Here is a 20288-nt window from a genome sequence, read left to right as displayed (position 1 = left end):
CTTCGTTAGGTATTGCGCATTCGGCGCTGCATGCAAACTGCCGCGCCACCTGTGACCGTTTTCGATGAAACAGTCCGGCTGAGCCTTCCGCGCACGTCCCGAAGGGGTGAACGCGGGCCGCCTGCCGTGGTTCTTGTTGTTACCTGGGTCGGCGGCGCTCGCCTGCGCGGCGCCGCGGACCCGAACCTGCTGTTTAGCGCTTCTTGCGGTTGGCGATGTGGATGGCGTGGCCATTCACGGCCAGGGCCGCTTCGTGCAGCGCTTCGGACATGGTCGGGTGCGAGAACACCATCATGCCGAGGTCTTCGGCACTGGTGCCGAACTCCATGCCGATCACACCCTGTTGCACCAGCTCGGCGGCGGCAGGGCCAATCACGTGCACACCCAGGACGCGGTCGGTCTGGGCATCGGCGATGACCTTGACCAGGCCGGCGGTGTCGTTGGCCGCCATGGCCCGACCGCTGGCCGCGAAGGGGAAGGTGCCGACGTTGACGGCCACGCCTTCAGCCTTGAGCTGCTGCTCGGTCTTGCCGACCCAGGCGATTTCCGGGTGGGTGTAGATCACCGATGGCACCAGGTCGTAGTTGATCTGGGCTTTGTGGCCGGCGATGCGCTCGGCCACCATCACACCCTCTTCCGAGGCCTTGTGCGCCAGCATCGGGCCACGCACCACGTCGCCGATGGCGTAGACGCCCGGCACGCTGGTCAGGCACTGGCCGTCGACGAAGATGAAACCGCGCTCGTCCAGGTCCACGCCGCTGTCGGAGGCCAGCAGGTCGGTGGTCACCGGGCGACGGCCAACCGAAACGATCAGCTTGTCGAAGGTCATCTGCTGTTCGCCGTCAGCGTCGGTGAAATTGACGGTGACCTGCTTCTTCTTCACTTCCGAACCGGTGACGCGGGCACCCAGGCGGATGTTCAGGCCTTGCTTGTTGAGGATCTTCAGGGCTTCCTTGGCGATCTGCTCGTCGGCCGCCGGCAGGAACTTGTCCAGCGCTTCGAGTACGACCACTTCGGCGCCCAGGCGGGCCCAGACCGAACCCAGCTCGAGGCCGATCACACCGGCACCGATCACGCCCAGCTTCTTCGGCACGGACTGGAAGTCCAGCGCGCCGGTGGAGTCGACGATGGTGTCCTGGTTGACCAGGGCCGGCGGAATGTCGATCGGCTTGGAACCCGAAGCGATGATCACGTGGGTCGCTTCAACGACCTGGGTCTTGCCGTCGGTGCCGGTGACTTCGACCTGCTTGTTCGCCAGCAGCTTGCCGTGGCCTTCCAGCAGGGTCACGCCGTTGGCCTTGAACAGGGTGGCAACGCCGCCGGTGAGGTTCTTGACGATCTGGTCCTTGCGACCAACCATGGCCGGCACGTCGATGCTGACGTCCTTGGTCGAGATGCCGTGGACAGCAAAGCCGTGCTGGGCTTCGTGGAACTTGAAAGAGCTGTCCAGCAGCGCCTTGGAGGGGATGCAGCCGACGTTCAGGCAGGTACCGCCCAGCGCGACCTTGCCCTGCTTGTCCTGGTACTTCTCGATGCAAGCAGTCTTCAGGCCAAGTTGCGCGGCACGAATGGCGGCCACATAGCCCCCTGGGCCGGCGCCAATCACTACCACGTCGAATTTCTGGGTCATAACTGTTCCTTCTCGGAGAGAACCGTACGGCCCCTTGTGAGGGCCGCCGTGGGGAAAGACTTAGATGTCCAGCAGCAGGCGCGCCGGATCTTCCAGCAGGTTCTTGACGGTAACCAGGAAGCTGACCGCTTCCTTGCCGTCGATCAGGCGGTGGTCGTAGGACAACGCCAGGTACATCATCGGCCGGATCACCACTTGACCGTTGATCGCCATCGGCCGCTGCAGGATGTTGTGCATGCCGAGGATCGCCGCCTGGGGCGGGTTGACGATCGGCGTCGACATCATCGAACCGAAAGTGCCGCCGTTGGTGATGGTGAAGGTGCCACCGGTCATGTCGTCGATGGTCAGCTTGCCGTCTTTGGCTTTCTTGCCGAAGCCGGCGATGCCGCCTTCGATTTCGGCCAGGCTCATCAGCTCGGCGTTGCGCAACACCGGGACCACCAGGCCACGGTCGCTGGACACGGCCACGCCGATATCGGAGTAACCGTGGTAGACGATGTCGGTGCCGTCGATCGAGGCATTGACCGCCGGGAAGCGTTTCAGCGCCTCGGTGCAGGCCTTGACGAAGAAGGACATAAAGCCCAGGCGCACGCCGTTGTGGGACTTCTCGAACAGGTCCTTGTACTTGGCCCGCAGCGCCATGACTTCGGTCATGTCGACTTCGTTGAAGGTGGTCAGCATGGCCATGTTCGACTGGGCTTCGACCAGGCGCTCGGCGACCTTGGCCCGCAGACGGGTCATGGGCACGCGTTTCTCGACGCGATCGCCAGCGGCGAACACCGGCGCGGCGGCGGCGGGCGCAGCCGCTTTGGCCGTCGCTGGCGCGGCGGCGGGGGCGGATTTCTTCGCTTCGATGGCGGCGACCACGTCTTCCTTGGTCACGCGCCCGCCTTTACCGGTGGCGGCGATGCTGCTGACGTCGATGCCGTTTTCTTCAGCCAGCTTGCGCGCGGCTGGCGCCAGGATCAGCTCCTCGGCGCTGCCAGCCGCGGCCGGCGCGGCCGCGGCAGTGGCGGCCGGCGCGGACGGGGCTGCGGCAGCGGCCGCGCCACCGGCGGTCAGGCTGCCCAGCACTTCGCCGCTGAGCACGGTGTCGCCTTCATTTTTCACGATGGCGCCCAGGACGCCGTCGGCCTCGGCGAGTACTTCCATCACCACCTTGTCGGTTTCGATGTCGACGATCAGGTCGTCACGCTTGACCGCATCGCCCGGCTTCTTGTGCCAGGTGGCAACGGTGCCATCGGCGACGGATTCCGGAAATGTAGGGGCTTTGATCTCGATAGCCATTGTGTGCAATTCCTTAAATTCGGTTGCTTCTACGCGAAGGCGTTAAACAGTAAAGGCGTCTTGCAGGAGTTTTTCCTGCTGTTCGGCGTGCATCGAGGCATAACCACAGGCGGGCGAAGCGGAAGCGTCCCGACCGGCATACTCGAGGAACAGCGCCTTGTTCGACGCGGTGATGACCCGCCGCATGTGATGCTGGCTGCAGTACCAGGCGCCCTGGTTCATCGGCTCTTCCTGGCACCAGACCACGTGCTTGAGCTTCTTGTAGGGGGCCAGCACCTCGGCCAGGTCGTCCTCCGGGAAGGGGTACAGCTGTTCGATGCGCACGATGGCGATATCGTCACGGCCTTCGCTGCGGCGTTTGTCCAGCAGGTCGTAATAGACCTTGCCGCTGCACAGCACCACCCGCGTCACTTTCTTCGGATCGATCGGGTCAATTTCGGGAATCACGGTCTGGAAGGAGCCGTCCGCCAGGTCTTCCAGGGTCGAGATGGCCAGCTTATGGCGCAGCAACGACTTGGGCGTCAGGGCGATCAGCGGCTTGCGCAGCGGGCGGATCACCTGGCGACGCAGCATGTGGTAGACCTGCGCCGGGGTGGTCGGCACACACACCTGGATATTGTGCTCGGCACTCAGCTGCAGGAACCGCTCCAGGCGCGCCGAGGAGTGCTCAGGCCCCTGCCCTTCGTAGCCGTGCGGCAGCAGCATGGTCAGGCCGCACAGACGGCCCCACTTGTGCTCGCCACTGGTGATGAACTGGTCGATTACCACCTGGGCACCGTTGGCGAAGTCGCCGAACTGCGCTTCCCAGATCACCAGTGCATCGGGCTTGGTGGTGGAGTAACCGTATTCGAAGGCCAATACCGCTTCTTCGGACAGCAACGAGTCGTACAGGTCGAAACGCGGCTGGCCGTTGTACAGCTGCTTGAGCGGCACGTAGGTACCGGCTTCCTTCTGGTTGTGCAGCACCGCATGGCGGTGCGAGAAGGTCCCGCGGCCGACGTCCTGGCCGGTCAGGCGGATCGAGTGGCCTTCGAACAACAGGGTGGCGTAAGCCATGGTTTCAGCGAAACCCCAGTTAATCGGCAAGCCACCGGCACTCATCTTCTGCCGGTCTTCGAGGATCTTCGACACCTGGCGCTGCACGACGAAGCCGTCCGGGGTTTCCAGCAGCTTGTTCGACAGTTCCTGCAAGGTCTTGAGGTCGAAGCGGGTGTCGTGACGCGCGGTCCAGGCGTGGCCCAGGTACGGACGCCAGTCGACGAACAGTTCCTTGTTCGGTTCCTTGACCAGGCTCTTGACCACGTGCAGGCCATTGTCCAGGGCGTTGCGGTACTCGTCCATTTTTTCCTGGACGCGCTCTTCGCTGAGGGTGCTCGACTGGATCAGCGACTCGGCGTACAACTCACGGGTGGTGCGCTGCTTGGCGATCTGCTGGTACATCATCGGCTGGGTGCCGCTGGGCTCGTCGGCCTCGTTGTGGCCGCGACGGCGGTAGCAGACCAGGTCGATGACCACGTCCCGCTTGAACTGCATGCGGTAGTCCATGGCCAGCTGGGTGACGAACAACACCGCTTCCGGGTCATCGCCGTTCACGTGCAGGATCGGCGCCTCGATCATCTTGGCCACGTCCGTGCAGTACTCGGTGGAGCGCGAGTCCTCGGGGTTGCTGATGGTGAAGCCGACTTGGTTGTTGATCACGATATGGACGGTGCCGCCCGTCTTGAAGCCCCGGGTCTGGGACATCTGGAAGGTTTCCAGCACCACGCCCTGGCCGGCGAAGGCCGCGTCGCCGTGCAGGGATACCGGCAGCACCTTGTCGCCGGTGCTGTCATTGCGCCGGTCCTGGCGCGCGCGCACCGAACCCTCGACCACCGGAGAGACGATTTCCAGGTGCGAGGGGTTAAAGGCCAGTGCCAGGTGCACTTCGCCGCCGGTGGTCATCACGTTGGACGAAAAGCCCTGGTGGTACTTCACGTCGCCCGAACTGAGGCCTTCGACTTTCTTGCCTTCGAACTCGTCGAACAGGTCACGCGGGTTCTTGCCGAAGGTGTTGACCAACACGTTGAGACGGCCGCGGTGGGCCATGCCGATGACGATTTCCTTGGTGCCATAGGAGCCGGCGCGCTGGATCAACTCATCGAGCAAGGGAATCAGGCTTTCGCCACCTTCCAGGCCGAAACGCTTGGTACCCGGATACTTGGTGCCCAGGTATTTTTCCAGGCCTTCAGCGGCGGTCAGGCGCTCCAGCAGGTGGCTCTTGACCTCGGCCGAAAACACCGGACGACCGCGCACGCTTTCCAGACGCTGCTGGAACCAGCTGCGCTGCTCGGAATCGACGATATGGGAGAACTCGGCACCGATGGTGCGGCAGTAGGTCTGCTGCAAGGCCTCGAGGATTTCACGCAGGGTCGCCTCTTCCTTGCCGATAAACAGGCCACCGGTACGGAAGATGGTGTCCAGGTCGGCATTGGTCAGGCCGTAGTGATTGATCGACAGGTCGGCCGGCGCGGTGCGCTGCCACAGGCCCAGCGGGTCGAGCTTGGCCGCCTGGTGACCACGCATGCGATACGCCTGGATCAGACGCAGCACTTCCACCTGTTTCTTTTCGTGTTCGCTGCTGACGCTGCCGGCGGAGACCGGCTGCGCGCGCCGCTGGTTTTTCGCCAGCAACACAAAATGGTCGCGCACCGTGGAGTGCGACACATCGGTAGCAGCGTTGCCGTCAGCCGGCAACTTCTGGAAATAGGTGCGCCACTCTTCGGGCACGGCGTTGGGATCGTGCAGGTAGAGCTCGTAGAGCTCTTCCACGTAGGCAGCGTTACCACCGGATAGGTGGGCACTGTCCCACATGCGCTGCATCACGCTTTCTTGCATGCTAGGTCACCCTCGGTAAGGGGACACCACCGGCGTGGAAACCGCAGGGGTCTGCACCGTTCCTGTGACAGCGACCGGTTCAGCCCACTTCGGATCCCGCAGATAGTCCGGGCACCAGCCCGGATGCCCCTGCTGGTCGTCAAATTTTTCGAGTAAGAACCCTGGCTTTGTGGGCGCAGGTTCGAGTCAACCGTGGCGACGAAATCCACTCGTCACCACGGGTCTTGCGGTCAAACCGTATCAGGTCGCGCTTTGCAGCAGCATGTTCCGCACATGGCCGATAGCCTTGGTCGGGTTCAAGCCCTTCGGGCACACACTGACGCAGTTCATGATGCCGCGGCAGCGGAACACGCTGAACGGATCGTCCAGCGCGGCCAGGCGCTCTTCGGTCTTGGTATCGCGGCTGTCAGCCAGGAACCGGTAGGCCTGCAACAACGCGGCCGGACCGAGGAACTTGTCGGGGTTCCACCAGAACGATGGGCAGGACGTCGAACAGCAGGCGCACAGGATGCACTCGTACAGCCCGTCGAGCTTCTCCCGCTCAGCCGGGGTCTGCAGGCGTTCGATGGCCGGTGCCGGCGTATCGTTCTGCAGGAAGGGTTTCACCTTCTCGTACTGCTTGTAGAAGATGCTCATGTCGACCACCAGGTCACGAATGACCGGCAGGCCGGGCAGCGGGCGCACCACCAGCTTGTTACCCTTGACCACCGCGGACAGCGGGGTGACGCAGGCCAGGCCGTTCTTGCCGTTGATGTTCATGCCGTCGGAGCCACAGACCCCTTCGCGACAGGAGCGACGGTAGGAGAACCCCTCGTCCTGTTCCTTGACCAGCGCCAGTACGTCCAGCACCATCAGGTCCTTGCCGTCGATCTCGACGGTGAAGTCCTGCATAAAGGGCGCGGCGTCTTTTTCCGGGTTGTAGCGATAAACGCTGACTTGCAAAGTTTTACCAAGAGACATGGTGGCTACCCTTAATAAGTACGCACTTTGGGTTCAAAAGCAGGAACGGTCTTCGGCGCGAAGTTCACAGCGCGCTTGGCAACACGTTTCTCACCCGGGAAGTACAGGGAATGGCACAGCCAGTTTTCGTCGTCGCGGTCTTCGAAGTCCTCGCGGGCATGGGCGCCACGGGATTCCTTGCGGGTTTCGGCCGCAATGGCCGTGGCTTCGGCCACTTCCAGCAGGTTCTGCAGTTCGAGCGCTTCGATCCGGGCGGTGTTGAACGCCTGGCTCTTGTCGGCGATCTTGACGGTGGCGATGCGCTGACGCAGGTCGGCCAGCTGGGCGATGCCCTTCTGCATGTATTCGCCGGTACGGAACACGCCGAAGTAGTTCTGCATGCAGCTCTGCAGCTCTTTACGCAGCGGGGCCACGTCTTCGCCGGTGGTGCGCGCGTTCAGGCCGTTCAGGCGAGCCAGAGCCACGTCGATATCGGTCGCGCTGGCATTGCGGTACTCGACGCCCTCTTTCAGGGCCTTTTCCAGGTGCAAGCCGGCCGCACGGCCGAACACCACCAGGTCGAGCAACGAGTTGCCACCCAGGCGGTTGGCACCGTGCACCGACACACAGGCCACCTCGCCCACGGCGAACAGGCCCGGAATGATCACATCGTTGCCGCTGGCATCCTGGGTCATGGCCTGGCCATGGATGTTGGTGGCGACGCCGCCCATCATGTAATGGCAGGTCGGCACCACGGGAACCGGCGCCGTCACCGGGTCGACGTGGGCGAAGGTCTTGGACAGCTCACAGATACCCGGCAGGCGGCTGTGCAGCACCTCCTCGCCCAGGTGATCGAGCTTGAGCATGACATGGTCGCCATCCGGACCACAGCCGTTGCCGGCGATGATTTCCTTGACCATGGAGCGGGCGACCACATCGCGGCCAGCCAGGTCCTTGGCGTTGGGCGCGTAGCGCTCCATGAAACGCTCGCCGTGCTTGTTGATCAGATAACCGCCTTCACCCCGGCAACCTTCGGTCACCAGCACACCCGCGCCAGCGATGCCAGTGGGGTGGAATTGCCACATTTCGATGTCCTGCACCGGCACGCCCGCGCGCAGGGCCATGCCGACGCCGTCACCGGTGTTGATCAGGGCGTTGGTGGTGGACGAGTAGATGCGGCCCGCACCGCCGGTGGCCAGTACGGTAGCCTTGGAACGGATAAAGGAGGTCTCGCCGGTTTCGATGCAGATGGCGATGATGCCAACGATGACGCCGTCCTGGTTCTTCACCAGGTCCACCGCGTACCACTCGTTGAGGAATACGGTGTTGGCCTTCAGGTTGGCCTGGTACAGGGTGTGCAACAGGGCATGGCCAGTACGGTCGGCTGCGGCGCAGGTACGGGCGGCCTGGGTCGGATTGTCCGGCCCCTTGGACTGGCCACCGAACGGACGCTGATAAATGCGGCCCTGTTCGGTACGGGAGAACGGCAAGCCCATGTGTTCCAGTTCAAACACCGCTTCCGGGCCGACCGAGCACATGTATTCGATGGCATCCTGGTCACCGATGTAATCCGACCCTTTGACGGTGTCGTACATGTGCCAGCGCCAGTCGTCGTTTGGATCAGCCGAAGCGATGGCGCAGGTGATGCCGCCCTGGGCGGACACGGTGTGCGAACGGGTCGGGAAGACCTTGGTGACAACGGCAGTCTTGTGGCCGCCTTGTGCCAGTTGCAGCGCGGCACGCATGCCAGCACCGCCGCCGCCGACGATGATGGCGTCGAAGGAAAGCGTACTTATATTAGCCATGAATCAGATACCCCAAAGAATCTGCACGCCCCAGACGAACATCGCGAACATGGCGATGCCACACACGGCCTGGAACAGAAAACGCACGCCAGTCGCCCACTTGCCCAACGCCATCGGGGTCAGGTAATCGGTGGAAATGGTCCACATGCCGACCCAGGCGTGTGCGCCCAGGGCCACCAGGGCCAACAAGCTGAAAATGCGCATCCAGTTCTGCGAGAACAGACCATGCCACTCGCTGTAGCCCAGGCCCGGGCTGGCGATGATGTATGCCAGCAGGAACAGGAAATAAGCCGCGAGCACGACCGCGGAGACCCGCTGGGCCATCCAGTCGTAAAGCCCCGAACGGGATAGGTTCGTGACGTTGGTTACCATATCCATACCCCTGCCAGCACGATCAGCACCACGGAGATGGCGAGAACGATTTTCGAGCCCAGCTTGCCGCCTTCCAGCGTCTCACCGATACCCAGGTCCATGATCAGATGGCGCACACCGGCCACCAGGTGGTAGAGCAACGCGGACATCAGCCCCCAGATCACAAATTTGGCCAGTGGACTGGCCAGACACGCCTTCACCTCTTGGAAGCCTTCCTCGGAGCTCAGCGACTTGTCGAATGCATAGAGCATGATGGCAAGGCCGACGAAAAGGATGACACCGGAAATGCGGTGAAGGATGGACGTGTAAGCAGTGATTGGAAGTTTGATAGTCCTAAGGTCGAGGTTTACAGGTCTTTGGCTATTCACGGCTTTTTTCACACTGAGAGCCCCTAACAATCAGGGCAAAGTTGTCGGGAAGTGGACTGGTCAGGTACCCATCACCCAAGGAGTGACGACCGCCAAATACAGGCCCTAAAGCCCTGGCGGTCGGTCGCAGAGTATAGACAGTTAGGTTACTAATGACAACGCGCAGGCCTGCCCCGAAGAGCGCATTGCGCGCCGCCTGGAAATGGCGTAAACAGCCCCTTGCGCCCCCCCCGAATAGCCCTGGAACCCCTCTGCCGCCTGGGTTAGCGCAAATTGACTTTCAAATTTATCTCTCTATAGTGTTGCGGTCCCTGCGTGGGGGGTAGTCCGCTGATTTCAAGCATAAATAGGAGGCCACACATGGCTGACAAAAAAGCACAGTTGATCATCGAGGGCGTAGCCCCCGTCGAGCTGCCCATTTTAACCGGCACCGTGGGTCCCGATGTAGTGGATGTACGGGGGCTGACTGCCACGGGCCGTTTCACTTTTGATCCTGGCTTTATGTCGACCGCCTCTTGCGAGTCGAAGATCACCTATATCGATGGCGACCAGGGCATTCTGTTGCACCGCGGCTACCCCATCGAGCAGCTGGCGGAGCAGTCCGACTACCTGGAAACCTGCTACCTGCTGCTCAACGGCGAACTGCCGACCACCGAGCAGAAAGCGCAGTTCTTCAGCACCGTGAAGAACCACACCATGGTCCACGAGCAGCTGAAGAACTTCTTTAACGGCTTCCGTCGCGACGCCCACCCGATGGCGGTGATGTGTGGCGTGGTTGGCGCGTTGTCGGCCTTCTACCACGACTCGCTGGACATCAATAACGCCCAGCACCGCGAGATCTCGGCGATCCGCCTGGTGGCGAAGATGCCGACCCTGGCCGCGATGGTGTACAAGTACTCCATGGGTCAGCCGATGATGTACCCGCGCAACGACCTGACCTACGCTGAAAACTTCCTGCACATGATGTTCAACACCCCGTGCGAGATCAAACCGATCAGCCCGGTACTGGCCAAGGCCATGGACAGGATCTTTATCCTGCACGCCGACCATGAACAGAACGCCTCGACGTCCACCGTACGCTTGGCCGGCTCTTCGGGCGCCAACCCCTTCGCCTGTATCGCTGCCGGCATCGCCGCGCTGTGGGGCCCGGCCCACGGCGGCGCCAACGAAGCGGTGCTGAGCATGCTGGACGAAATCGGTGACGTGTCGAACATCGACACCTTTATCGCCAAGGCCAAGGACAAGAACGATCCGTTCAAGTTGATGGGTTTTGGCCATCGCGTGTACAAGAACCGCGACCCGCGCGCCACCGTGATGAAGCAGACCTGCGATGAAGTGCTGCGCGAACTGGGTATCACCAACGACCCGCAGCTGGAACTGGCCATGCGCCTGGAAGAGATCGCCCTGACCGACCCCTACTTTATCGAACGCTCGCTGTATCCGAACGTCGACTTCTATTCGGGGATCATCCTCAAGGCGATCGGCATTCCGACCAGCATGTTCACCGTGATCTTCGCCCTGGCGCGGACCGTCGGCTGGATCTCGCACTGGAAGGAAATGCTCTCCAGCCCGTACAAGATCGGCCGTCCGCGCCAACTCTACACCGGCTACCCGCAACGCGACATTGAACCGCTGGACCAACGCAAGTAAGCGGTCCTTTACGCACAAAAAGGCTGCCTTCGGGCAGCCTTTTTTATGCGCGAACCCTGCTCAGGGCTTTTCCGCGCGCTGGCGCAAGCCTTCCAGGGTATTGAAGGGCGCATCCACCACAAAACTGTTGGCCAGCCAGGATGGCACGCTGCCGCCCGGTTCGCTGTGCACCTCATAGATCACCTCGACGCTACCGGGCCCCTTGGGCGTCAGCTTCCACACGCCCTCGACCTTGCTCACCCGCACGAAGCCGTCTTCCTCGGGCAGGTACTCAGGCACGCCCTGTAGCACCCGCGTCAGGCTACCATCGGCCTCCTCACGACTGGTGATATGCAGCACCGAGTCCCGCGGCGCCACCGGCCAGGGGGTGTTGAAACGCGTGTAGGTCCAACTCTCGGCGCCCTCGTGCTTGAGCAGTTTCTGCTGGTTGCATTCGTGGATCCAGGCACAGGCGCCACCGGCATCGTCCTGCAGGGCACGCACCTTGGCCATGCTCGCGGCAATGGTGGCCACCCCGCGATAGGCCTTGTACTGGGAGCCCACCACTTCCTTGAGATACACCTGGATACCGGACTCGTCCTTGACCAGTTTCCAGTCCTCAGCCTGCACCCCCGCAGCGAACAGCAGGCCCAGCCCAATAGTCACAGCCATTCGAGGCAGCGCGTTCATCTTGAATCTCCTGTTTCAGGTTTCGGCAAGCGCCCGCGGCCGGCGAGCGTCACTCAATGCAAAGGTCCCGGCGTCGTGGCCTGTTCCAGCCAACCGATCAGGCGAATCGCCTGCTCGCGGTCATCGCCGCAGACCTCGGCGGCCGCGCCGAACTCGGCGCACACGGCGGGCCGCCCGGCTTGACCGAACAGCGCACACCGGTAATCCGCCAGCAGGTGCAGGCAGGCGACGCCTGCCGGCTTGCCGTCAGGCATGCCGGGGAGCGGCGAACTGATGGAGGGCGCAACGCAACAGGCGCCACAGCCCGAACGGCAGGTCATCACGGCAATGGTCTCGTAATCCACGGGGCTGCGATCTTACTCCCGACGCCGCGCAATTGGCACACCCCCGAGTGGACTTGCCCGCGGGGCGGGGCGCCCTCTTGTTGGCGATCCGGGGGGCCGGTAGGCTGCCCAGCTTTAGCGTCGAGGAACAACCATCATGCCCATCTGGTTACAGACCGCCGCCCTGCTCTGCCTGTCCAACCTGTTTATGACCTTCGCCTGGTACGGTCACCTGAAGACCATGAGCGCCAAGCCCTGGTTGATCGCCGCGCTGGTCAGCTGGTGCATTGCGCTGTTCGAGTACCTGATCATGGTGCCCGCCAACCGGATCGGCTATGGCGAGCTGTCGCTGGGGCAACTGAAGATCATGCAGGAGGTGATCACCTTGGCGGTGTTCGTACCTTTCAGCATTTTCTATATGCAACAGCCCTTGAAGCTCGACTATTTATGGGCCGGCCTGTGCATGCTGGGCGCGGTGTTTTTCATCTTCCGCTCGGCCTGAGCAACGCCGCGGCACGGCACTGCTCGGGCAGCGAATCAGGCTCCGCGGTTGAGCCGGGCGATCAGGCTGCTGGTGTCCCAGCGCCCGCCGCCCATGCCCTGGACCTCGGCATAGAACTGGTCGACCAGCCGGGCGAGGGGTAATTGCGCGCCATTGCGCTGCGCTTCCTGCAACAGCAGCCCCAAATCCTTGCGCATCCAATCGACGGCGAAGCCAAAGTCGAACTGCCCCTGGGACATGCTCTGATGACGGTGTTCAAGCTGCCAGGACTGCGCCGCCCCATGGCTGATCACCGCCATGGCCGCCGCTTCGTCGAGACCGGCGCAACGGGCGAAGTGCAAGCCTTCGGCCAAACCCTGCAGCACCCCGGCCACGCAAATCTGGTTAACCATCTTGGTCAACTGCCCACTGCCCACTGGCCCCATGCGCTGCACCTGCTTGGCGTAACTCTCGAGTACCGGCGCGGCACGCTCGAAAAACACCGGCTCGCCGCCGACCATGATGGTCAGCAGGCCCGCTTCGGCGCCGGCCTGGCCGCCGGACACCGGTGCATCGAGAAACCCCACTTCCCGCTCGGCGGCCAGCACCGCCAGCTCGCGGGCGATATCGGCCGAGGCCGTGGTGTGGTCGATCAGGATGCTGCCCGCTGCCATGCCCGCCAGCACGCCCTCCTCCCCCAACACCACCGCCCGCAACGCCGGGTCGTTGCCGACACAGATCATCACCAGCTCGGCCCCCTGCGCCGCCTGCCGCGGGGTAGCGGCGCTGTCACCGGCGAACTCCTCGCACCAGAGCTCGGCCTTGGCCGGGCTGCGGTTGTAGACACAGACCTGATGCCCTTCGCACGCCAGATGCCCGGCCATGGGAAAGCCCATGGTGCCCAACCCGATAAATGCCACTGTTGCCATCTGCCACCTCCAGGGTCCAAGTCGACAGCTTAGGCGCAGTTGGCTGTCGTTTGCGAACGCCCCGGCAAGAAAAGCCTTGCACGGGTTTACCCCGTCCAGGCGCCCTTGCATACTGCCAGCAGTGCAAGGGAGCGCCTATGGGACACTGGATAGTCATCGACCTGGAAGCCACCACCGATGAAGGCGGCTGGCCGTTGGCCGATATGGAGATCATCGAAATCGGTGCCACGCTGGCGACCGCCGATGGCCGCGAGCTGGATCATTTCCAGCGTTTTGTCTATCCGCAGCGCCGCCCCCACCTGACCCCCTTCTGCCGCGAGCTGACGCGCATCAACCAGACCGATATCGATGCGGCGGCGCCCCTGACCGGGGTCTGGCCGTTGTTCGAGCGTTGGCTGGTTGGCCACCGTGCGCGCCTGGCGGGCTGGGTCAGCTGGGGCGACTACGATCGTCGGCAACTCGAACAGGAGTGGGGCAGGCACCGGCTCGACAGCATCCTGGCGCAACTGCCTCACCTCAACCTCAAGCAGGCGTTTGCCCAGGCCCGGCGTTTGCGGCACCCCGTGGGGCTCAACACCGCGCTGCAGCTGGCCGGATTCAGCTTTCAGGGTCAGCCGCACCGCGCCCTGGAGGACGCGCGCAATACCGCGCGGCTGCTGCCGCTGGTAATGCCCGGTTAGGCGCTGTTGTGCGGCGACGCCCCGACTGGGGGGGGGTTGCCCGCCCAACGGACGGCCTGGGCCAGCCGGGGCGGTGTTGGCCACCCCCAAGCTCCCGGCGGGCGATAATCCCGGTGACGCATCCGCCAGCCTTCGGCATACTGGCCGCCCTTTTCAGCCCCTTTCGAGGATTCACCCCATGTTCAAGGTCAACGAGTACTTCGACGGCACCGTTAAATCCATCGCCTTCACCATGGCCGAAGGCCCCGCCACCATTGGCGTAATGGCTCCTGGGGACTATGAATTCGGCACCAACCAATTGGAAGTCATGCACGTGGTCGCTGGCGCGCTGACGGTCAAGCTGCCGGACAGCGACGCCTGGACCTCGTTCGCCACGGGCGAGCAGTTCACCGTGCCAGCCAACAGCAAGTTCCAGCTCAAGGTCGCCGTGGAAACCGCCTACCTGTGCGAATACCGCTGAGTTCGGTGATCCTGATCCAGGCCGGCCCTCGGGCCGGCTTTTTTTATGCCCGCTGCAACGCCGCTCCCGCCCAAATCCAGGACCCCAGATGCCCAGCACTTCCCGTATGGCCTTGCTGTTCCCCGTCGGTCTGCTACTGGTGGCGATGATTTCGATCCAGGCCGGCGCCGCCTTGGCCAAGGGCCTGTTCCCCGAGATCGGCGCGCTGGGCACCTCGGCCCTGCGCCTGACCCTGGGTTCACTGATCCTGGTGGCGTTGCTGCGCCCCTGGCGGGCGACCCTGACACGCGCCAACCTACCGGCGCTGCTGGCCTACGGCACTGCGCTGGGCTGCATGAACCTGCTGTTCTATCTGTCGCTGCAACGGCTCCCGCTCGGCGTGGCGGTGGCCCTGGAGTTCACCGGGCCGCTGGTACTGGCGATCCTCTCGTCGCGGCGCCTGATCGACTTTGGCTGGATCGCGCTGGCCATGGCTGGGCTGGCGCTGTTGCTGCCCATCGGCGCGGCCAGTGACGCGGTGGACCTGCTGGGCGCCTGCCAGGCCCTGGGCGCCGGGGCCTGCTGGGCGCTGTACATCGTCTTCGGGCAGAAGGCCGGGGCCGCCCACGGACCGCATACGGTGGTGCTGGGGATGTTGATCGCGGCGCTTATCGTCCTGCCGATCGGCGTCGCCCATGCCGGCAGTGCCTTGTTTTCGCTCGCCCTGCTGCCCTTGGCGTTGGGCGTGGCGCTGCTCTCGGCGGCGTTGCCGTTCTCCCTCGAGATGATGGCGCTGACCCGCCTGCCAACCCGCACCTTCAGCACCCTGATGAGCATGGAGCCGGCCATCGCGGCGATGTCCGGGCTGCTCTACCTGAACGAGCAGCTGAGCCTCAGCCAATGGCTGGCGATCCTGGCCATAGTGCTGGCATCCCTGGGCACGGCTCTGACCATCAAGCCACGCGCGCGCTGAGCGGTCTCGGCTCGCGGCTCACAGCGCGGCCGCAGCGGACACGCTGAACTGCAACGCGGCCAGGCGCGCATACAGCGCATTGCTGGCGATCAGTTGTCGATGGGTACCGACCGCGACGATACGGCCCTGGTCCATCACCGCGATGCGGTCAGCGTTTTGCACCGTCGCCAACCGATGGGCAATCACCAAGGTGGTGCGCCCCCTCATCAAGCTGGGCAGCGCCTGCTGGATCAGGTGCTCGCTTTCGGCATCCAGCGCGCTGGTGGCCTCGTCCAGCAGCAGGATCGGCGCATCCATCAGCAGTGCACGGGCGATCGCCAGGCGCTGGCGTTGTCCGCCGGACAGGCCCACGCCATCTTCACCCAACTGGGTGGCGTAGCCCTCTGGCAGGTTCATGATAAAACCGTGGGCATGCGCCGCCCGCGCGGCGGCCTCGACCTCGGCCCCGCTGGCCTCGGGTCGACCATAACGAATATTGTCGGCCACGCTGCCGAAAAACAGCGCCGGGTGCTGCGACACCAGGGCAAAACAACCGCGCAGGGCATGGGGCTCCAGCTGCGCAATCGGCAGGCCGTCGAGCAGGATGCGCCCCTGTTGGGGGTCGAAAAAGCGCAGCAGCAGATCGAACAGGGTCGACTTTCCGGCTCCCGAGGGCCCCACCAGCGCCAGGGTTTCGCCCGGCTCGATGGTCAGGCTGAGGCCATCGATGGCGTGCCGGTCCAGGCGCATCGGGTAGGCGAAATGCACCTGTTCAAGGCTGATCCGCCCACTGATCGGCACCGGCAACTGCAACAAGCCCTGGCTGGGCGCGACGATTTCACTGCGCGCCTGCATCAGCTCGGCGATCCGCTCGGCGGCACCCGCGGCGCGCTGCAGTTCACCGATGACTTCGCTGAGGGTGGCGAACGCGCTGCCCACCAGCAAGCTGTAAAACACGAAGGCGGCCAGTTCCCCGCCGGTAATACGGCCGGCGATCACGTCCATGCCACCCACCCAGAGCATGACCCCGACCGCCCCGAGAATCAGCAGGATCGCCAGGGTGATCAGCCACGCCCGCACCGCTATTCGCTCACGCGCGATGTCGAAGGCCTGTTCCACTGCCCGGGAAAACCGCGCCTTGTCCTGCTCCTGGTGGTTATAGGCCTGCACGGTCTTGATCTGATCCAGGGTTTCGCCCACGTAACTGCCGACATCGGCCACCCGGTCCTGGCTCAGTCGGGACAGCCGCCGAACCCGTCGGCCAAACAGCAGGATAGGGACAATGACCAACGGCAAGGCCACCAGCACGATGGCCGACAGTTTGGGGTTGGTTTGCACCAGCAATACACTGCCCGCGATCAACATCAGCAGGTTACGCAAGGCCAGTGACAGGGTCGAACCCATCAGCGCCTGCAGCAGCGTCGTATCGGCGGTCAACCGCGATTGGATTTCCGAGCTGCGGTTGGTTTCGTAGAACCCGGGATGCAGCCCCAACAGGTGATTGAGCACGCGCTTGCGCAGGTCGGCGACAAAGCGTTCGCCAATCCACGAGATCAGATAAAACCGGGAAAAATTGCCGATGGCCAACGCCACCACCAGCAGGCCGAACAGTAGGATCGAGCGGTTGAGCATCGCCGTCGACTGGGTGGCGAACCCCTGGTCCACCAGCACCTTGATCCCCTGCCCCATAAACAAGGTGGTACCCGCGGTAAACACCAGCGCCAGCAAGGCCCCCAGCAATTGTCCACGGTAGGGGTTGACGAACCGCCAGACCAAATGAATGGCCTTGTGCTGGCCCTGGGAAAGCAATCTGTCCATGATGAAATTCTGTCCAAGTAAAGTGAAATACCGCCGGGCACACGGGTGAGCCATTACCTCGACGCTGGCACAACCTCCGCGTGCGGCGCACCTGTGTCTTCAAAATCGTGGGCGGTGATGCGCAGGCCAACCAATTCGGCCAGATATTCATCCTGGCTGAGCAGGCCCATGCACGGCATGGCCCCGCGGGTCGTCAAGGTACCGGCGAGCAATTTACGCACCAGCGCCACAGCAGCCATGCAGGGAATGGCCGGGCCATCATTGCCCCGGGCAATCAACTCCCAGCGCAATAACAAGGCCCGCCCCTCCGGATCGAGCCCCTCCAGGCGTACGAACATGCCGCTCAGACCGTCGCCAAACCGCTCCAGCAGCACCGCGCCGCGCCGCAACCAGCGTGCCAGGGGCACCGCGCTGCGCAACAAGCGACCGCGTACCAGCCAGGACAACAGCCAGGTGCCGGCCTGGGTGACCCGCAACCCCACGCCGGCGGAAAAACGCACGCTGCGCACCCCCGGGTAGCGGCTGGGGAAAAGCGTCAGGTCGGGAATATCGCAGTTGATGGTCCAACGGCGCCCCAGGGGCGCGGCGAAGTCGTAAGCCCGCAGCCCTTGCCAGCCGTAGACCGTGCGCCAGGCACTGGCGTGCCATTGTTGCAGGGGTTTACCGCAATAATCCAGCACCCCGGCCAGGGTCGACAACCCCGGGGTCTTTTCCGAAGAGCTGATGCCGAAATTGATGCTGTCCAGCCGACTGAAGCGCGGCAGCAGACGGTCGATTACCGCTGCGCTAAGACCCGGTACCGAGCTTGCACCGCTGCACAACAGCACGCCCTGACGCTGCGCCTCGGCATCCAGGGCCGTGATGCCGCAGACGAACTGACGCCCATCGGCCAGGTCGATGTAGTGAGCACGGGCCGCCATCGCCGCTTCAGCCACCCGATAGTCCTGCCCCTGAAAGGGCCCGGCGGTGGAGATCACTACATCCACTGCCAGTTCGACGAAGCGCTGCGCCAAACCGACCTCAGCGGTATCCAGTCGGGTCGCCAGCGCGCCGGTCTGCACGGCCAGCGCTTCGGCCCTGGCCAGGTCACGCCCGGCTATCAGCACCGTCACACCGGCCAGGGTGCACAGGCGGCGGACGATCACGCTGCCGAAATTGCCATAGCCGCCGATCACCACGACCCTGAATGCCTTCGTTTGCGACTCCATCTTCTACTGTCCTTGATCAGGTGGGGTTGGCCGCTGGACGCGCCGGTGTCTCCGCCAGGTAGGCCACCGCGCACAAGCACAAGGCCATTAAGTTGGTCGACAGCGGATTGAAGGCCTGCACCAACAGCGACGGCACGAACCACGCGACGTCCAGCAACAGCGCCAGCAACACCAGCGCAGCAAGGAGCAACGGCCCGCGCCGGCCGGGCAGCAGCAGTGCGAGGCCCAGCAGCACCTCCAGCACACCGGCCAGCGGCGCCAACCAGCTGGCCTGGTCGCCCAGGCCGTGGGCCGCGATCATGGCCACTTCCTGGGGACTGAGCCAGATAATTTTCGGTACCAGGCCGTGGTAGATAAACACGGCCGCCAACCCAAGCCGCGCCACCCGGGCGATCAATGCCAATTGGCTGAGCCTGGCGAGCTCAGGGGTCGGCACGCAGGAAGCGCTCGCGATGATCGGGATGCGGCAACAGGCAGCTGGCATGCCGGCCAAACAGCCGGTAGCGGTTCAAGGCAATGCGATCGTACAGCCAGTCGCGCAGGCCCGGCGGGACGCTACGCAGTACCCGCAGCCAGCGCCAGGGGCGAGGCAGCTGCGCCAGAATACGCAGCACCGCGTCACTGCGCACATACAGGTGCGCGCCCTCGACATAGGCCATGGTGTCGAACCGGTCGGTGGGCAGGCCGTAGAACGCAAGGATCGCCTGACCTTCCGGCGATTGCACCGAGGCCAGCTTGAAGCGCCGCTTGGGGTCATGGCGAATCAGGAATTTCGCCCAGCCATTGCACAGTTTGCACACGCCATCGAACAGCACCACGGCGTCCGCGGCCTGCAGATGGGGTGCCAGCCCGGCGGGCTCTGGGTTTAACGGCATCATTCGGTGGACAAGGTGCCGCGAATCCCGCTGGCGGATGGCGACTCCTCATCGGCCTGTTCGTCATCCTCCTCTTCGACGGCGACCTCCTCCTCGTCATCGGCCTCCTCGTCGCCGCCCTCCTCGTTCGCCGCGATGTCCTTGACCTTCAGGCCATAGAAATAGTCCGCCAGCTCATAGCAATAGATCACCTCGGCCGAACCGGGGCTGTAGTAGGCATTGGCCTCGCCACAGACCTTGCCGGTGAAGGTAATCTTGCGTGGCAGCACATAGCTTTCCGTGACCAGCGCGGCGGCCTGCTCGAGGAACTTGGCGCCTTTGAGGATATTCGCCACCTCCTGGTAGTCATCGCCGCCCGACTCGTACTCCACCTTGATCGCCTTGCCGGCCTTGCCGTCGCGTACGGAACTGGCCAGTAACGAGTCCCAACTGGTGACCGCCTGGGCGAAATCACTGGCGCAGCCCTCCTGGCGGTCCTTGTCCAGGTCGAACTCATCGGCGATCTCGCCGAACTTCTCGGCATCGCTGCCAACCATCAGGCAGACGATGGCATAGGAACGCTGGATATCCAGGCTGTGGTTATCGTAGAAGTCGGCGTTTTCGTAATGGGTCGCCTCGTCGGAGTACTCCGACAGATACCAGCCGTTGGCAGCATCGTTGAGCGCCGCGGCCGAGGCGTCGGTGTCCTCGGCCAACAGCATCAGGGTCGCCACATTGTCCGCGGCATCCTCCTCTTTACCCAGCACCGGCAGTTCGAATTCACCGACGAACAGGTGGCCGATCTCGTGGTAGAGCACGTAGACGCTGTTGTTGAGCATAAAGCTCTTGGCTTCTTTCACGTCGTCCTGGGTCAGCGCCGAGGCGGACAATGGCCACAGGGACCCCAGCAGGGCAAAAGCATGTTTGGCAAACGAAGTCATGGGGTCCCCAGGCAAGGTACAGCGTGTCGCGATGATAATACTGGCTCTCTGCCACCCGCAATTGCCCTG

At 63.5% G+C, this 20288-nt stretch carries 20 protein-coding genes; 5 read left to right on the top strand and 15 right to left on the bottom strand.

Features of this window, described 5'->3' with window-relative positions; translation table 11 throughout:
- Window positions 1–193: 193 nt before the first annotated feature.
- The 7 genes from lpdA to sdhC all read right to left on the bottom strand — a co-directional run bounded on the left by lpdA (window position 194) and on the right by sdhC (window position 9287).
- Complete coding sequence (gene lpdA / locus ABWY06_RS00495) at window positions 194–1630, bottom strand: dihydrolipoyl dehydrogenase (protein WP_353923589.1); 1437 nt, start codon at window positions 1628–1630, stop codon at window positions 194–196.
- Window positions 1631–1690: 60 nt separating this feature from the next.
- Complete coding sequence (odhB, locus tag ABWY06_RS00490; RefSeq protein WP_353923588.1) at window positions 1691–2917, bottom strand: 2-oxoglutarate dehydrogenase complex dihydrolipoyllysine-residue succinyltransferase; 1227 nt, start codon at window positions 2915–2917, stop codon at window positions 1691–1693.
- A gap of 42 nt (window positions 2918–2959) precedes the next feature.
- Window positions 2960–5791 carry a 2-oxoglutarate dehydrogenase E1 component gene (locus ABWY06_RS00485; RefSeq protein ID WP_353923587.1) on the bottom strand — a complete coding sequence of 944 codons (2832 nt, stop codon included), beginning with the start codon at window positions 5789–5791 and terminating at the stop codon, window positions 2960–2962.
- A gap of 240 nt (window positions 5792–6031) precedes the next feature.
- Entirely contained in the window at window positions 6032–6751 is a 720-nt protein-coding gene (locus tag ABWY06_RS00480) for a succinate dehydrogenase iron-sulfur subunit (protein WP_353923586.1), read from the bottom strand.
- A gap of 11 nt (window positions 6752–6762) precedes the next feature.
- A complete protein-coding gene (gene sdhA, locus ABWY06_RS00475; RefSeq protein ID WP_353923585.1) occupies window positions 6763–8535 on the bottom strand; it encodes a succinate dehydrogenase flavoprotein subunit in 1773 nt (590 codons plus the stop codon).
- Between the two features lie 3 nt (window positions 8536–8538).
- The gene (sdhD, locus tag ABWY06_RS00470; protein ID WP_353923584.1) at window positions 8539–8907 is read right to left on the bottom strand and encodes a succinate dehydrogenase, hydrophobic membrane anchor protein; all 369 of its coding nucleotides are present in this window, start codon (window positions 8905–8907) and stop codon (window positions 8539–8541) included.
- Complete coding sequence (gene sdhC, locus ABWY06_RS00465; RefSeq protein WP_353923583.1) at window positions 8901–9287, bottom strand: succinate dehydrogenase, cytochrome b556 subunit; 387 nt, start codon at window positions 9285–9287, stop codon at window positions 8901–8903. The genes sdhD and sdhC overlap by 7 nt, the downstream gene beginning before the upstream one ends.
- 348 nt (window positions 9288–9635) lie before the next feature.
- Here sdhC and gltA point away from each other — a divergent pair, with 348 nt between their 5' ends.
- On the top strand, window positions 9636–10925 hold the full coding sequence (gene gltA / locus ABWY06_RS00460) for a citrate synthase (RefSeq protein WP_353923582.1): 1290 nt from the start codon (window positions 9636–9638) through the stop codon (window positions 10923–10925).
- 60 nt (window positions 10926–10985) lie between these two features.
- Here gltA and ABWY06_RS00455 read toward each other — a convergent pair whose 3' ends face one another.
- The gene (locus ABWY06_RS00455) at window positions 10986–11594 is read right to left on the bottom strand and encodes an START domain-containing protein (RefSeq protein WP_353923581.1); all 609 of its coding nucleotides are present in this window, start codon (window positions 11592–11594) and stop codon (window positions 10986–10988) included.
- A 53-nt stretch (window positions 11595–11647) separates the two neighbouring features.
- Window positions 11648–11914, bottom strand: a complete 267-nt coding sequence (locus ABWY06_RS00450) for a YkgJ family cysteine cluster protein (RefSeq protein WP_353923609.1) — start codon at window positions 11912–11914, stop codon at window positions 11648–11650.
- A 160-nt stretch (window positions 11915–12074) separates the two neighbouring features.
- On the opposite strand from ABWY06_RS00450, the gene ABWY06_RS00445 reads away from it, so the two are divergent.
- Window positions 12075–12419 carry a DMT family protein gene (locus tag ABWY06_RS00445; protein ID WP_353923580.1) on the top strand — a complete coding sequence of 115 codons (345 nt, stop codon included), beginning with the start codon at window positions 12075–12077 and terminating at the stop codon, window positions 12417–12419.
- 35 nt (window positions 12420–12454) lie between these two features.
- Here ABWY06_RS00445 and ABWY06_RS00440 read toward each other — a convergent pair whose 3' ends face one another.
- Window positions 12455–13327 (bottom strand): NAD(P)-dependent oxidoreductase, encoded by an 873-nt coding sequence (locus tag ABWY06_RS00440; RefSeq protein ID WP_353923579.1) that lies wholly within the window; start codon window positions 13325–13327, stop codon window positions 12455–12457.
- Between the two features lie 137 nt (window positions 13328–13464).
- Between ABWY06_RS00440 and ABWY06_RS00435 the strand changes: the two genes are divergently transcribed.
- The 3 genes from ABWY06_RS00435 (at window position 13465) to rhtA (ending at window position 15419) form a co-directional block, all read left to right on the top strand.
- Window positions 13465–14007, top strand: coding sequence for a 3'-5' exonuclease (locus ABWY06_RS00435; protein ID WP_353923578.1), 543 nt, complete (start codon window positions 13465–13467; stop codon window positions 14005–14007).
- A 178-nt stretch (window positions 14008–14185) separates the two neighbouring features.
- Window positions 14186–14467, top strand: coding sequence for a pyrimidine/purine nucleoside phosphorylase (gene ppnP, locus ABWY06_RS00430; RefSeq protein WP_353923577.1), 282 nt, complete (start codon window positions 14186–14188; stop codon window positions 14465–14467).
- Between the two features lie 88 nt (window positions 14468–14555).
- The gene (gene rhtA / locus ABWY06_RS00425) at window positions 14556–15419 is read left to right on the top strand and encodes a threonine/homoserine exporter RhtA (RefSeq protein ID WP_353923576.1); all 864 of its coding nucleotides are present in this window, start codon (window positions 14556–14558) and stop codon (window positions 15417–15419) included.
- 18 nt (window positions 15420–15437) lie between these two features.
- Here the strand turns inward: rhtA and ABWY06_RS00420 are convergent, their stop codons facing one another.
- From ABWY06_RS00420 to ABWY06_RS00400, 5 genes are read right to left on the bottom strand one after another with little or no spacing between them, the layout of a single operon-like run.
- The gene (locus ABWY06_RS00420; RefSeq protein WP_353923575.1) at window positions 15438–17216 is read right to left on the bottom strand and encodes an ABC transporter transmembrane domain-containing protein; all 1779 of its coding nucleotides are present in this window, start codon (window positions 17214–17216) and stop codon (window positions 15438–15440) included.
- 53 nt (window positions 17217–17269) lie between these two features.
- Entirely contained in the window at window positions 17270–18424 is a 1155-nt protein-coding gene (locus tag ABWY06_RS00415; protein ID WP_353923574.1) for a saccharopine dehydrogenase family protein, read from the bottom strand.
- Window positions 18425–18440: 16 nt separating this feature from the next.
- Window positions 18441–18860, bottom strand: coding sequence for a DoxX-like family protein (locus ABWY06_RS00410; RefSeq protein ID WP_353923573.1), 420 nt, complete (start codon window positions 18858–18860; stop codon window positions 18441–18443).
- Entirely contained in the window at window positions 18847–19299 is a 453-nt protein-coding gene (locus tag ABWY06_RS00405) for a thiol-disulfide oxidoreductase DCC family protein (RefSeq protein ID WP_353923608.1), read from the bottom strand. Before ABWY06_RS00405 ends, ABWY06_RS00410 begins: the two co-directional genes overlap by 14 nt.
- A complete protein-coding gene (locus ABWY06_RS00400) occupies window positions 19299–20219 on the bottom strand; it encodes a DUF4344 domain-containing metallopeptidase (RefSeq protein WP_353923572.1) in 921 nt (306 codons plus the stop codon). The genes ABWY06_RS00405 and ABWY06_RS00400 overlap by 1 nt, the downstream gene beginning before the upstream one ends.
- Window positions 20220–20288 lie beyond the last annotated feature (69 nt).

This window comes from Pseudomonas sp. (assembly GCF_040514055.1).
Classification (GTDB): domain Bacteria; phylum Pseudomonadota; class Gammaproteobacteria; order Pseudomonadales; family Pseudomonadaceae; genus Aquipseudomonas.
The sequence above is the reverse complement of the archived record's forward strand: the minus strand, read 5'-3'. Positions and strand labels throughout refer to the sequence as shown.

What these genes read in the sequence shown, in the direction of transcription:
- ABWY06_RS00445 (WP_353923580.1), top strand. Translation starts at nt 12,075, where the DNA reads ATGCCCATCTGGTTACAGACCGCCGCCCTGCTCTGCCTGTCCAACCTG.
- rhtA (WP_353923576.1), top strand. Translation starts at nt 14,556, where the DNA reads ATGCCCAGCACTTCCCGTATGGCCTTGCTGTTCCCCGTCGGTCTGCTA.
- lpdA (WP_353923589.1), bottom strand. Translation starts at nt 1,630, where the DNA reads ATGACCCAGAAATTCGACGTGGTAGTGATTGGCGCCGGCCCAGGGGGC.
- ABWY06_RS00480 (WP_353923586.1), bottom strand. Translation starts at nt 6,751, where the DNA reads ATGTCTCTTGGTAAAACTTTGCAAGTCAGCGTTTATCGCTACAACCCG.
- ABWY06_RS00420 (WP_353923575.1), bottom strand. Translation starts at nt 17,216, where the DNA reads ATGGACAGATTGCTTTCCCAGGGCCAGCACAAGGCCATTCATTTGGTC.
- ABWY06_RS00435 (WP_353923578.1), top strand. Translation starts at nt 13,465, where the DNA reads ATGGGACACTGGATAGTCATCGACCTGGAAGCCACCACCGATGAAGGC.
- ABWY06_RS00450 (WP_353923609.1), bottom strand. Translation starts at nt 11,914, where the DNA reads ATGACCTGCCGTTCGGGCTGTGGCGCCTGTTGCGTTGCGCCCTCCATC.
- ppnP (WP_353923577.1), top strand. Translation starts at nt 14,186, where the DNA reads ATGTTCAAGGTCAACGAGTACTTCGACGGCACCGTTAAATCCATCGCC.
- ABWY06_RS00400 (WP_353923572.1), bottom strand. Translation starts at nt 20,219, where the DNA reads ATGACTTCGTTTGCCAAACATGCTTTTGCCCTGCTGGGGTCCCTGTGG.
- sdhA (WP_353923585.1), bottom strand. Translation starts at nt 8,535, where the DNA reads ATGGCTAATATAAGTACGCTTTCCTTCGACGCCATCATCGTCGGCGGC.
- sdhD (WP_353923584.1), bottom strand. Translation starts at nt 8,907, where the DNA reads ATGGTAACCAACGTCACGAACCTATCCCGTTCGGGGCTTTACGACTGG.
- odhB (WP_353923588.1), bottom strand. Translation starts at nt 2,917, where the DNA reads ATGGCTATCGAGATCAAAGCCCCTACATTTCCGGAATCCGTCGCCGAT.
- ABWY06_RS00485 (WP_353923587.1), bottom strand. Translation starts at nt 5,791, where the DNA reads ATGCAAGAAAGCGTGATGCAGCGCATGTGGGACAGTGCCCACCTATCC.
- ABWY06_RS00405 (WP_353923608.1), bottom strand. Translation starts at nt 19,299, where the DNA reads ATGCCGTTAAACCCAGAGCCCGCCGGGCTGGCACCCCATCTGCAGGCC.
- ABWY06_RS00440 (WP_353923579.1), bottom strand. Translation starts at nt 13,327, where the DNA reads ATGGCAACAGTGGCATTTATCGGGTTGGGCACCATGGGCTTTCCCATG.
- ABWY06_RS00455 (WP_353923581.1), bottom strand. Translation starts at nt 11,594, where the DNA reads ATGAACGCGCTGCCTCGAATGGCTGTGACTATTGGGCTGGGCCTGCTG.
- ABWY06_RS00415 (WP_353923574.1), bottom strand. Translation starts at nt 18,424, where the DNA reads ATGGAGTCGCAAACGAAGGCATTCAGGGTCGTGGTGATCGGCGGCTAT.
- gltA (WP_353923582.1), top strand. Translation starts at nt 9,636, where the DNA reads ATGGCTGACAAAAAAGCACAGTTGATCATCGAGGGCGTAGCCCCCGTC.